This is a genomic window from Enterococcus sp. DIV1206 (assembly GCF_051712485.1).
In the GTDB taxonomy this organism is placed as follows: domain Bacteria; phylum Bacillota; class Bacilli; order Lactobacillales; family Enterococcaceae; genus Enterococcus; species Enterococcus faecalis.
In genome coordinates, this window is sequence record NZ_JBIOOZ010000001.1 from 2,558,884 (window position 1) to 2,571,597 (window position 12,714).

Below are 12,714 nucleotides of genomic sequence, written 5' to 3' on the forward strand. Positions count from 1 at the left end.
TCTTATTTATACGCTAATTCATATAAGGTATCTGCTAAAAGCTTGACGCCTTCAACCAAATCTGGAAATGCCGTTGCTTCTGCTGGATTATGACTAATCCCACCAATACTTGGCACAAATATCATCGCTGTCGGGTAATGGGGCGCAATAATTTGCGAATCATGCCCAGCACCACTATGCATCATACGATACTGATACTTGCCTTCTTTGGCTTTTTGTTCAATAACTTCTACAATTGCTTGATTCATCGGTACAGGGGCTTCATCCATCCAGCGGTCAATCGCAATCGTTAAGCCTAATTCTTGAGCAATTGTCTTCATCCGTTCTTCTAATTCACCTGTAAAATGTCGTAAAAAAGCAGCGTCGGTATGACGGCAGTCAATTGTAAATTCCACTTCTCCAGGCACCACGTTGACTGTATTGGGTTTCGGAATGACTTTGCCGAATGTTAAAACTAACGGATCACCAATTTCATTCGCACGATCAATGGCTTCTGCACAAATTTTAGCAAAACCGTACACCGCATCATGACGGTAACTCATTGGCGTAGTGCCTGCATGATTGGCTTGCCCTTTTAAGTTAACCGTGTAGCGACGTTGCCCCACAATACTATGAACAACACCGACTTGGAGCTTTTCGTTCTCTAAAATATTGCCTTGTTCAATATGAATTTCGACAAATGCTTCAATGTCCTCACGTCTAGTTTGCTCCTGCCGAAAATCAAAGCCTTGGCGATGCATCTCATCAACAAACTTTTTACCTTCGTTGTCAGAGATGTCGACTACTTCTTCACGTTTGGCTTCACCAACGACATTTTTACTTCCCCAGAAAACCGTTGGAAAACGACTCCCTTCTTCTTCAGCCATGGAAAGCACTTCTAAAGAACGCCGTGGTTTCCCATATTTGTCTAATAAATATTGAACAGCCGTCATGGAAGCAATGACACCATATTGACCATCTAAGGTCCCACCATTAACTACTGTGTCGATATGTGACCCAGTTAAAATCGTTTCCTGAGGAAATTCCGTTCCTGCCACTCGACAAAACAGATTCCCGACTTCGTCAAATTGCGTTTCCAGTCCAAACGCCTCAGTTTGGCTTTGCACATACTTTTGTGCTGCCAACCACGAATCTGTATAAAGTAAGCGTGTCATCCCTCCTGCAGGATCACTCCCAATTGCTGACAACTCTTCGATTCTTTGTTTTAAAACTTTTTCCAAGTCCATCACAAAACCTCCTGACTGATTACACTCTGATTGTAAACGTTTCCCTAGCTATCTTCATTGTACTTATCAAACAAAATTAAGCCTTTTTTTGTGCAAAACAGCCAACGAACATCCTCTAACTCGTGGACAGAGGCGCTAATTCAATCACGCTTCTGTCCCTTTCCATTTCTAAAATAGGTGTTTAATTTTTGATAAATACGCCGTTAAATGCCTCAGTTACTCCAGTTTCTTGTGCGTAAATTGTTTCGCCTCTTAAAATTGTTTGAATCACTTGGGCCCCAATTTCACGACCAATGTAAGGACTAATTTTATTTCGGTATTCTAAATCTTCTGCTTTTAAGATATACGGCGCATTAGGTTTAATTAGTACAAAATCGGCATCCTTACCAATGCTGATGCGGCCTTTTTGCGCTAAGTGATAACGGTCAGCTGGGTTTGCTGCAATCATATCCGCGAATTGTTTCAAGGATAAACCACGTTTTTGGACGGCTTCATCGAATAACACATCGACGTTATTTTGAACACCAGAAATGCCGCCCCAAGCTTCAAAAGCATTGGTTGTATCTTTTAAGTCTGGCGTACAAGGAGAATGGTCAGAGGTTACAAACGCGATGCCGCCTGTTTGCACGTGGTTCCATAAGGCGGCTTGTTGGTCCGCGTCACGAATCGGCGGCGAACATTTGACAACTGGACCAATGGCATCAAGTTCATCCGTGGTAAAATATAAATAATGCGTACATGTTTCACAAGTCACATCTACCCCTTCTGCTTGGGCTTTCAAAACTTCTTCCACGCCTTCTTGACAAGCCACATGGCAAATATGAATCCGACAACCTGTTTCTTTGGCAAATAAAATGGCTTTTTGAATCGCTTCAACTTCGGTAAACACAGGACGTGTAGCTACATATGCCGCTAAAGTCGTTTCGCCATTTTGATAAGCTAACGCGCCTAATTTATCCGTAATTGGCGCATTTTCTGCATGGATTGCTAGCACTTTGCCAGTCTTAGCAACTTGTTTCATTCCTTCATATAGTGAATAATCGTCGACATTTTGAAAATCTCCTTCAATTGAACGATCGCCGCACGTTCCTAAAAAGCATTTATAGCCGGAAACGCCTCCTTCATCAAGTTCCTGAATCCCACCAGCCAAATTGGTCGGGACCACGCCGCCAAATGACCCTACATCTACTTTTAGTTTATTTTCTCCTGCCTTGTATTTGATCTCAAGAGAGGTCTTATCCACAGTTGCTGGAATCTGATTTAAAGGCATTTCCATAAAGGTCGTCACGCCCCCTTTGGCACAAGCGGCCGTTCCCGTGACATACCCTTCCCATTCATCGCGGTAACCACCACCAGGATCGGTAATATGAACATGAGCATCCACCATCCCAGGACTAACGACTAAACCCGTCGCATCAATCACACGTTCTCCTGACAAGTCTTGCCCAATCGCTACGATTTTTCCTCCTTGAACGGCGACATCCGTAATGACTTCTCCAGTTTCTAAAATAACTAACCCGTTTTTAATCACTAACTCTGCTTGCATTTATTTTCCCTCCTGATAAGCTGTTTCTTTCACTTTTTTTGAATCCCAAGTCCATTTTTTTAACACTAAGTACAGCACAAAACCTGTGGCAAAGCCCACAAACCACGAAATATCAGCAATGATTTTAACCTGTGGAATAAATTGACCACTTAAGGAAAGAACCAACGCCAGAATAGTAGCGACATACGCCGGCTTGTTTAATCCGTAAAAAGGATTGGCTTCCTCTTTTTTGCGTTTATCTACATATAAAGCATTTAAATCTATTTGTTGCTTTTGAACAAAATAATAATTCGCAATCATCACGCCAGCGACTGGTCCTAAAACAGCCCCAATTGCGTTCAGAAAAATAAAAATACTATCGGCGTTTTCCATCAGTTTCCAAGGCATAATGAGAAAGCTGATAACACTGGCAATCATGACGCCTTTTTTATACGTCATTTTTTTAGGAAATAGCGCCGCCAATTGATAACCTGCCGGAATGATGTTCCCCGTTGCATTCGTTGAAATAGTCGTTAATAAGAAAACCGACATGGCTAAGACCACCACTGCCACATTATCTAAACGATCAATAATGTTTAAAATATTCCATTCTTGAATCCCAAAATACAGCGAACCACCTAACAGAATAACCACACTGGAAAAAGCGAAAATCCCATAACCAACAACTAAACCTGCTGTTTGCCCCACAACCTGAGCACGTGTCGAGCGCGCATTCTTAGTAAAATCCGCTACACTCGCACCAGGCGCTGACCAAACGGCCACAACCGAGTTAAAAATAATCAGATACGCCACCAGTGGATTGACTGAACGAATCGCACCAGAAACTTGATAAGACAAAATCGGTGTTAAACCGCCCCCAGCTCGAATGGCCCAAATCGTTAATCCAATAATAACGACATAAATCAACGGACTTAAAATGGCGGTAAACCGGTTCAAAATTTTGCTACCACCGAAACCTATTGCCACATTTAAGAGCCAGAAAAGAGTAAACGCCATTAATTCAGGTAGCCTGAGACCAAAAAACTGGAATGATCCACCAATTTCTAAAAAGTTCGGCCAAAATTTCCCGAGAATAATTAATAAAGCCAGCGATCCTGTAAATGTTTGCAGACCAAACCAAGCAATTGCGGCCACACAACCTCTTAAGAACCCTGGCAGTTTTGCCCCGAGACTGCCGTAAGTAGACTGTAAGTGCATCGCAAAAGGAATGCCATATTTAGAGCCAGCCACGCCATTCAAATTCATGAAGGCTGCTACAATGAATGAGCTTAGCACAACTGCCAGCATAACTTGCAGCGGCGATAAACCTAAGAAAATAAAGCCGCCCACTGCTGCATAATTCGGGATATTATGAATCGAACCCATCCATAATGTAAAAAAATTGCGCGCGCCCATTGTCCGTTGTTTCGGGCTACTTGGCAACAAATCCTCATTGTAGCCACGTGCTTTCAGCGCTGTTTCTTCTTGAGCTGTTACTTGAGACACATTTTTCTCCACGACAAACTCTCCTTTTTATTAAAATTTTTTTCTATTAAAACACCCTACCTTCTCTTTTTTGTCACTTTTGCACAAACATGCGTACTACTCTCATCACACGAATTGTAAGCGCTTTTTATAACAAGAATCATTAGTTACCCCAACTAAATAACAAACGATTCTTTGTTCACTTTGAACGAAAAAATAGCAACCTTTTTTATATCGTCTTCTCACTCTAGAAAATAAGAAACAAATCTTTTTATTCACATATTATGTACAACTTCTCTTTTCAAATGCTAAAATACGCTTATTATTAAAAATGACATAAATAAATTATACAGTTAAATGAAACCCAACACAACATTTTTTAATCAAACACACACAAAACAGATAAACTGAAGTGGATTTTCAGGAAGAGACCCATCCTGAAAAAAGACACTGACAAAAGAGTTTTCTCACAAGATCGACAACTTTTCACAGATTCAAAATCTTCTTTTTCAATTTTTACGTTTTTAAAAATAACATTTTGAAAATAAAAAAATGCTTAATTTTAGTCAAAAAAATAAACAAAGATTTCTGATTTTATCAGAAATCTTTGTTTCTAAATTTTCTTGCTACAATTCCTTTAACAAAATAAAATCCGTCTGTTCATCGTCTCCCATAAAAAACGAATGTTGACTGTAATAGCGGTAGCCAATCGTTTTATAAAATGCCCGCGCCGCATCATTGTGTTCCCAGACACCTAGCCACAGTGCGTTTTTACCAAATTCACGAGCTTTTTCTTCCGCCAGTTCTAACAATTGTGTCCCCAGCTTCTTTCCTTTAAACGCAGGCAAAATATACAATCGCTCAACCTCGAGCTTTTCTGGCCCCATCGGTTCCGTTTGTGCCGTCTCACGATTTAATTTCATGTAGCCAGCTAATTGATTATCGACAAAGATAAAATAAAAGTCAGAGTGGGGATTAGCCAATTCCTTTTGTAATTTTTCTAAATTGTAAGCTTCTACTAAATAGGCTTGCATATTTTCTGGGGTATTATATGGTCCGAAAGTATCTGTATAAGTTTCAATGCTGATTTCTTGTAACGCTGGTGCATCTTCTATTGTTAATTGTTTTATTTCTCCCATCAATCAGTCGTCCTTTCCTTAATAATTTCGAGTGTTCCCTTTTTTGACAAATTCCCAATCTTCGCTGACATTTTTACGCATCCGGACTAAGTACTCTGCCAATTGTGAAATTTCCACTTCTGACAAGCCTTGCAAAGCCACTTGATTCGAGTGTTGATTTTCGCGCACAATGATTGGATAAACGTTTTTCCCTTTTTCTGTGGCATAAATCCGCTTAATTTTTTTGTTGCTTGCATCTTCTTGACGATAAATAAAGCCTTGTTCTTCCAAACGCTTAATCGCCCGCGCCGCTGTGGTTCGATCAACTTTAATCAGTTCGGCGATCTTTTCTTGGATAATTCCAGGATTTTCACATACCCTGACCAAATAAAGATATTGTCCTCGTGTTAAAGATAATTCCTTAAATTCGATATTACTGATTGAATCTAAGGCCCGCGCAATCATGCCAATTTCTCTTAAAATATCTGTCACTAGGACACTTCCTTTCGCTAATATTTTATGATTGTCATTACTTTAACTTATTTTTGTTGCAAATGCAACAAAAATAAGTATAAAAACTATAGATTTAAACAATTTGAGCATTCGTGAAAATAAAATAATTATTTCTTTTGTTATATTAACAAGTAAGATAAAATTAGTTATAGCGTCTATAGGAGGAATAGTATGAAAAAATTATTTTGTGTTATTTTAGTTATTTTTTTAACAGGTTGTAGTTCTCAAAAAGCGAATGAACCTAAAAAACAAGAAAATTCTACCAATCATACAACATCAATAAAAAGCAGTACTAATCATTACAGTTCTAGCACAGAAACAAGCTCTAATAATAAACTAAAAGAAACTTCAGAAAGTGCCAGCACCACTCAAGCTTCGGCAAAGTCTAAAAATGAAGTATCCACAAATGTCGAAGAAGCAAATTCTTTAGAAGCAACACCTTATGCTGTCGATCTTAGTAGTTTAAACAATCCACTAGTATTTAATTTTAAAGGAATGAATGTGCCAACTTCAATTACGTTAGAAAACTTAAATTCAACACCAACTGCTACCTTCCGAACTAAATTGTTTGGGGCTGAAAATGGTCAAGTGAAAGAAGCCATTAATAAATATGAGCTATCTATAAATACAATTCCTACAAAAGAGATTAGAATATTCTCGGCGGGCGATAACAGTATTCGCACCGTTAAAGTAAATACAGAGTTAATTTTAGGAACTAATATTTCTTCAAACGATGAACAAAATAGATCGGGTACTTTATACTTATTCAACAATAAAAATGGTTCGATATCTTTAATCACTCCTAACTACGCAGGCAATGTTACGGATGATCAAAAAGACGTTATGCTAGAAGTAATTCAATAAATAACCTAAAAAAATAATAAAGAGAAAACTTCATACTGAGAAGTTTTCTCTTTATTATTTTTTAGGAACTCCTCTAGAAACTCGTTTTAGTCCCCACTTATTTTTCTTATTTCTTCACCCATTAAGCACGCAATAGAAAATAGAACATTTCATTTGAAAATGAATTATTGTTCTGCAACATGCACCGTTTGTAAAAATTCTGCGACTGAGAAATGGTATTCTTTCTCTTGATTTCCTTGAATGGTTCGAATCATTTTTTCAACTTCTGGTTGCAGAGCGGCAAATTGAACTTGTTGTCCACGACCTTCTGCTGCAAGACAAAATTCTTCTAAAATATCTAACGCCGTACTATCAATGCTAGGAACTCCTCGCATTGAAAATACTACACCACTTTTTGTTTCCAATTGCAGTAACGTTTGTTTCAATCGTTCAGAAGACATGAAAAATAACGGGCCACTCAAATAAACCACCACCCAATTTTCCGTACAATCGGTCGGTACTAGCCCCATTCTTGACCAATCAACTTCCTCGACATTAATCGTAATCACGGCACTTTTTGCAATGAAAAACAGGCAACCAGCTAAGACCCCTAAAACAATCGCTAAACTCAAGTCAAAAATAACGGTCGCTACCATCGTTAAAAAGAATAAACATAAGGCTGTGTGGAAACGTTTCTGGAAGAATTCTTTAATCACCGACCATTCATTCATTCGCCACGCTGTCACCACTAAAACACCAGCTAACGCAGGCATGGGAATTTTAGACATGACTGGCGATAAAAGCAACATCGATAACAATAAAAAGACTGCATGAAAAATACCCGCTAAACGTGTTTGTGCACCAGATTTAATCACTACGCTTGTGCGGGCAATCGCTGCTGTCGCAGGAACGCCACCGAAAAATGGCAAAATTAAGTTACCAATTCCTTGTGCCACTAGTTCCTGATTACTGTCTAATGGTTTCCCTGTCATGCGACCAGCCGAAGCGCCACAAAGCAAACTTTCAATCATACCTAACATAGCAATGCTAATTGAAGGCACCAAAATATCCTGAAACGCACTTAATTGAAGCGAACCAAGTTCTAAACGTGTATCACTAAAAATACTTGTCGGAATTTTCCCTACAGTGGCCACTGGCAGTTGAAAAACCACTGTTGCTAACGTAGCTAAAATAATCATCACCAATGAAGCTGGTATCATCGCATTCCACTTTTTCGGAAAGAATACTAATCCAAGCACCACTAAAATCGACATCACCGTCGTTGGTATACTTAAATCAAAGCCCAATGAACGATAACTGCTGATTTTCTCAATTAAATTGTGGCCTTCTGAACGAACCCCAAAGAAATTATCAAGCTGCCCCAACGCAATAATAATAGCAATTCCTGAAGTAAACCCGGTAATGACCGGTGACGGAATAAAAGAAGTCAAGCTCCCTAAACGCAAAATCCCTGCCAAAAGCAAGAAAATTCCCGCCAAAAAGGTGGCCAACAAAATCCCTTGCATGCCATGCACTGCCGCAATTGACATTAAAATAGCTGCCATCGCACCTGTTGGTCCTGAAATTTGATAAAACCCACCCGAAAGGCTCCCAATCACAATTCCAGCGATAATCGCCGTGATCATGCCAGCTGCTGCAGTAGCACCGCTAGAGACCCCAAACGCTAACGCTAATGGCAACGCGACGGCTGCAACAGTCAAACCTGCCAAGAAATCTTTTTTCAATTTTTTTTGATTATACCCTTTAAATTCATCCCTTATCATTTGTGTGTACTTTTTAAACATTCGCATCCTCTTTTCATGAAATTTCCATTCTAAAGATATCATATTTTCGGAAAGATAATAAGGTGTTTTGTGAAGGAAATCGCTAAAAAATTTTTTTCACCTCATTTAGACAAAATTGTCTAATATTTTAGGAATTTAGCCACCGCTGTTTCCTAGAGTATGATATGCTTAACTAGTAAACAGGCTTCACAAACTTACATTAATTGGGGGAAACTATTATGTGTACAGGCATCAAGATTATTTCCAAAACAAATGATATTTTTTATGGACGTACGATGGATTTTACGTTTGACTTTTTTGGCAACGAAGATCCAATTGCACCAAAAATCCCTACTCTAATTGCTCAATTTCCAAAAGGTACAGTTCTAAATAGCCAACTAAATCCTTGGACGGCAAAATATTCCTTTATGGGACTAGCAATGTCAGGCACAGATCAACCAGCGAACGATGGTAAAACCGTCAGCCTTGCTATCACAGATGGTATCAATGAAGCCGGCTTATCTGGTGATATTCAATATTTAATGGAATCTTCAACAGCACCTGCTGAAAGTTTAGCAGATCGTGGTTTAACACCTCATATTGCAGAAGAAGTACTTGCTTATATTTTGAGTAATTTTGAAAGCGTTGACGAAGTAAAAGTAGCTTTTGAAAAAATCGGCCTGTTAGATCAAAAATTCCAACTTGATTCATTGGGGGAAGTTCATTTCACCTTACACTGGACCATTAATGATAAAAATAATAATAGTATCGTTTTGCAACCAACAGATAACGGAGCGTTCGTCATTTATGATTCGATTGGCGTAGTCACAAACAGCCCAGAATACAATTATCATTTAACCAATGCACGAAACTATATCGGAATGCGCAACTACGCTATTAAAGAACCTTACACTTTAAAATCAGGCGCAACACTTGACCCAATTGAAGGCGGGACTTCTTACGGACTACTAGGAATCCCAGGAGACTTCACTTCGCCGTCACGCTTCATTCGTGCGTTATACTATTCTGACAATCTCCAAGAATTTGATAGCTCTGAAGGGATTATGCAACTCTATCGCGCCTTCCAAACAGTGATGATTCCTCGGGGGATTGGCCATTTAGGTCAAAGTAATTCTCTGTCTGATTTCACACATTATTGGTCAGGATATGATGTGACTAATCTAACCATGTATGTCCAACCAGAAAGTACTACCTCATTTACAAAATACACTTTGGATCCAGCTTTAACAGAAGTTACTACTTTTGCTGTTTCTAACGAGCTACTACTAACAGATTTAAATCAATAAAAACACAAACAACGTCTCTGACCAGGTAATTGGTCAGAGACGTTGTTTCGTTCATGCGTTTAGTCGTTCAGTTATTTTATCATACCACTCCGGAAAATAGAGCTTACAACTCTGCACCATTGGACTCAATGATCTTTTGATACCAATAAAAAGAGGCTTTCTTTTTTCGAGCCAGCGTCCCCTGACCTTCATCATCTAAATCTACATAAATCAAACCATACCTTTTACCAATTTCTCCAGTTGAAGCACTAATTGAGTCGATGGCACTCCAGACGGTAAAACCAATTACTGGCACACCATCTAAGACAATCGCTTGTTTCACTGCCAGCAAATGTTGTTGTAAATAATCAATGCGATAATCATCATAAATTTCACCATTTTCTGAACAATGATCAACTGCTCCTAAGCCATTTTCAACAATCATAATTTCTTTCTCATATCGTTGATACAAACGATTTAAACTAATCCGCAGTCCCAGTGGATCCACTTGCCAGCCCCATTCAGATTGCTCTAAAAATGGATTTTTCCCTCCTGTTGCCATATTTCCTGCTGCTGTTTCTGGTGCAGTAGTCCAACTCATATAATAACTTATACTAACAAAGTCCACCACACCTTCTCGTAAGTCTTGTTCATCTTCTTCTGTAATAACTAGTTGGACACCCAGTTGCTCCAACATTTTTTTAGCCCACGGAGAATAATATCCTCGAATCTGAATATCACCAAAATAATAGGTTTCCTCATCATCCATCATTGCTTGAAAAACAGATTCAGGGTGACAATTGTGCGGATAAGTCGGGCCATACATAAGCATTGTTGCAAAACGATAGTTACTTGAATATTTCCGACCTAATTGAACCGCTTTTGCACTTGCTACTAACTGATGATGCGCCATTTGGAAAATTTCTTGAGAATTTTCCGTATGAATCCCAGTAGAAAAATAAGGCATATACGTAATAACATTAATCTCATTAAACGGAATCCAATAGCGGACACGATCACTGAATCGTTGAAATAGCGCTTCACAAAAGCGTAAATAGAACGTAATGACTTGGCGATTTTTCCACGAACCATATTTTGTCACTAAATTTTCTGGTAAATCAAAATGTGAAATCGTTATAATTGGTTCGATTCGATGACGCTCTAGCTCGTCCAAAATTTTTTCATAAAATAATAAACCTGCTTCATTAGGCCGTTCCTCTTCTCCAGTTGGAAAAATGCGTGACCATTGGATTGAAAATCGAAGACTTTTAAATCCCATATCAGCGAACAGTTGGATATCTTTTTGATAACTTTCATAAAAGCCAATCGCTCGATGAGAAGGATAGTATTGATTTACATCCACTTGTTGAGTTATTTGACGTTTCTCCCCTTTTTTACAACGCAAAGCTAAATCTAAATTACTCAAGCCTTTTCCGTCACGGTTATAGGCACCTTCTACTTGAGTAGCAGAAATTGCACCACCCCACAAAAAATCATTTGGCATACTGCTCAATTGTTTTTTTTCGCTGCTACTCATTTTCTTGTTCTCCTGTCGCTAAGGTCTGCTCTTCTTTCACTGCTCGTTCATCAGCCATACGGAAAAATGGATAATATAACAACGTCAGAGCAATTACCACAGCAATCATTGCCAACCCAAAGCGAATGCCGCCATAGAAAGTTTCTGCAACAACTGGTGGTGTCACCCAAGGTAATTCAACCGTTGGATTATAGTAATTTAAGAAACCAACTTTATAGAATAAATGTAACACCAAACCACCGACAGCTGTTGAACTTACCAACGGAATAAAGAAAATAGGGTTCAGCATAATCGGAACACCGAAAATCAATGGCTCATTAATATTGAAAATACTTGGTACAACACCTAATTTACCAAGGGATTTGTATCGTTCTGATTTTGCTCTTAACATACAAAAGGCTAAACCAATCGTATTCCCAGTTCCGCCAACCATAATAATACTAGAGAAAAACATAATTTCTGGATAAGGCAACGCTTGACCAGCAATAAATGCATTAATATTAGCTAGAAAGACTGGCGCCATCACAGCAAAGAAAATATTAATAATTGGACTTGGATGAATACCAAAAAACCATAATAGATTTGCTAGTGTAAAGACTACAATAACCGTCATTGGTGATTGACCTAATGATGCAATTGGTTTACTCACTAGCTCGGTTAAAAAGCTCATCGCATCCCCCGAACCAGTATATGTGAAAATAGCTTTGACTAATAAAGCTACCACAAAAATTATCATGGCTACAAAGGTTGGACTTAACGAATCTGTCACCATCGTAGGAACGGAATCAGGTAATTTAATTCGTAAAAATTCTTTTTTCATTAAATAACTATATAACATAGTTACACCTAACCCGACTAGAATAGCTACAAAAATCCCGTCAGTCCCAATTGATGCTGTTTTAATGACAATTGTTTCTTCTCCACCTAATTTAACGGCAAACTGTGGTACCAAGATCAAGAAAAATGCCAAAGATAATATAACACTAGTGATGGGATTTTGTTTTTCAATCTTCGCAGTTTCATACGCAATGGTACAAACAATGTAAACAGCGTACAAGCCACTGGTCATAGCAATGACTTCTTGAATGATTGGAGCTAACCCAATGGATGTTAAAAATTCTTGCCAAATTGGAATAGGAAAATTCCCTACAATTGCGATAAAAGCAACCCCTAAAGAAACGGGTAAAACAGCCATCATCCCATTAGTTAGTGCTTGAATGACCTTACTTTTTTGCATTCTTTCAGCGATTGGACCAATAAACTTTTCTAAAAAACGTTGAAACTTATCAAACATACAATTCTCTCCTCTTTCTAATTTACGTTGAGTATACACCTTAAAGTTACTTCAAGGTAAAGCGGTTTTATAAACTAATTTTGTGTTATACTAAAATTGAGGT

General features: G+C 38.5%; 10 protein-coding genes. 2 read left to right on the forward strand and 8 right to left on the reverse strand.

What is annotated here, in order from left to right; genetic code table 11:
- Positions 1 to 2: 2 nt before the first annotated feature.
- The 5 genes from allC to sylA form a co-directional block, all read right to left on the reverse strand.
- Entirely contained in the window at positions 3 to 1,226 is a 1,224-nt protein-coding gene (allC, locus tag IGK86_RS12715; RefSeq protein WP_002383320.1) for an allantoate deiminase, read from the reverse strand.
- A 181-nt stretch (positions 1,227 to 1,407) separates the two neighbouring features.
- The gene (gene allB / locus IGK86_RS12720; RefSeq protein ID WP_002367359.1) at positions 1,408 to 2,772 is read right to left on the reverse strand and encodes an allantoinase AllB; all 1,365 of its coding nucleotides are present in this window, start codon (positions 2,770 to 2,772) and stop codon (positions 1,408 to 1,410) included.
- On the reverse strand, positions 2,773 to 4,269 hold the full coding sequence (gene allW, locus IGK86_RS12725) for an allantoin permease (protein ID WP_010713759.1): 1,497 nt from the start codon (positions 4,267 to 4,269) through the stop codon (positions 2,773 to 2,775).
- Positions 4,270 to 4,862: 593 nt separating this feature from the next.
- A complete protein-coding gene (locus IGK86_RS12730; protein WP_002399070.1) occupies positions 4,863 to 5,375 on the reverse strand; it encodes a GNAT family N-acetyltransferase in 513 nt (170 codons plus the stop codon).
- 18 nt (positions 5,376 to 5,393) lie between these two features.
- Complete coding sequence (sylA, locus tag IGK86_RS12735; protein WP_002383314.1) at positions 5,394 to 5,846, reverse strand: transcriptional regulator SylA; 453 nt, start codon at positions 5,844 to 5,846, stop codon at positions 5,394 to 5,396.
- 192 nt (positions 5,847 to 6,038) lie between these two features.
- Here sylA and IGK86_RS12740 point away from each other — a divergent pair, with 192 nt between their 5' ends.
- Positions 6,039 to 6,731, forward strand: coding sequence for a hypothetical protein (locus IGK86_RS12740; RefSeq protein WP_010713757.1), 693 nt, complete (start codon positions 6,039 to 6,041; stop codon positions 6,729 to 6,731).
- A gap of 164 nt (positions 6,732 to 6,895) precedes the next feature.
- On the opposite strand, the gene IGK86_RS12745 is transcribed toward IGK86_RS12740, so the two are convergent.
- Positions 6,896 to 8,557: a SulP family inorganic anion transporter gene (locus IGK86_RS12745; RefSeq protein ID WP_002396652.1), complete on the reverse strand. Its 1,662-nt coding sequence runs from the start codon at positions 8,555 to 8,557 to the stop codon at positions 6,896 to 6,898.
- Between the two features lie 176 nt (positions 8,558 to 8,733).
- Here IGK86_RS12745 and IGK86_RS12750 point away from each other — a divergent pair, with 176 nt between their 5' ends.
- On the forward strand, positions 8,734 to 9,801 hold the full coding sequence (locus IGK86_RS12750) for a choloylglycine hydrolase family protein (protein ID WP_002384771.1): 1,068 nt from the start codon (positions 8,734 to 8,736) through the stop codon (positions 9,799 to 9,801).
- A 103-nt stretch (positions 9,802 to 9,904) separates the two neighbouring features.
- Here the strand turns inward: IGK86_RS12750 and IGK86_RS12755 are convergent, their stop codons facing one another.
- The gene (locus IGK86_RS12755; RefSeq protein ID WP_016616576.1) at positions 9,905 to 11,317 is read right to left on the reverse strand and encodes a glycoside hydrolase family 1 protein; all 1,413 of its coding nucleotides are present in this window, start codon (positions 11,315 to 11,317) and stop codon (positions 9,905 to 9,907) included.
- Entirely contained in the window at positions 11,310 to 12,611 is a 1,302-nt protein-coding gene (locus tag IGK86_RS12760; RefSeq protein ID WP_010713755.1) for a PTS sugar transporter subunit IIC, read from the reverse strand. The genes IGK86_RS12755 and IGK86_RS12760 overlap by 8 nt, the downstream gene beginning before the upstream one ends.
- Positions 12,612 to 12,714 lie beyond the last annotated feature (103 nt).

What these genes read in the sequence shown, in the direction of transcription:
- IGK86_RS12755 (WP_016616576.1), bottom strand. Translation starts at nt 11,317, where the DNA reads ATGAGTAGCAGCGAAAAAAAACAATTGAGCAGTATGCCAAATGATTTT.
- IGK86_RS12740 (WP_010713757.1), top strand. Translation starts at nt 6,039, where the DNA reads ATGAAAAAATTATTTTGTGTTATTTTAGTTATTTTTTTAACAGGTTGT.
- IGK86_RS12745 (WP_002396652.1), bottom strand. Translation starts at nt 8,557, where the DNA reads ATGATATCTTTAGAATGGAAATTTCATGAAAAGAGGATGCGAATGTTT.
- IGK86_RS12750 (WP_002384771.1), top strand. Translation starts at nt 8,734, where the DNA reads ATGTGTACAGGCATCAAGATTATTTCCAAAACAAATGATATTTTTTAT.
- allB (WP_002367359.1), bottom strand. Translation starts at nt 2,772, where the DNA reads ATGCAAGCAGAGTTAGTGATTAAAAACGGGTTAGTTATTTTAGAAACT.
- IGK86_RS12760 (WP_010713755.1), bottom strand. Translation starts at nt 12,611, where the DNA reads ATGTTTGATAAGTTTCAACGTTTTTTAGAAAAGTTTATTGGTCCAATC.
- IGK86_RS12730 (WP_002399070.1), bottom strand. Translation starts at nt 5,375, where the DNA reads ATGGGAGAAATAAAACAATTAACAATAGAAGATGCACCAGCGTTACAA.
- allC (WP_002383320.1), bottom strand. Translation starts at nt 1,226, where the DNA reads ATGGACTTGGAAAAAGTTTTAAAACAAAGAATCGAAGAGTTGTCAGCA.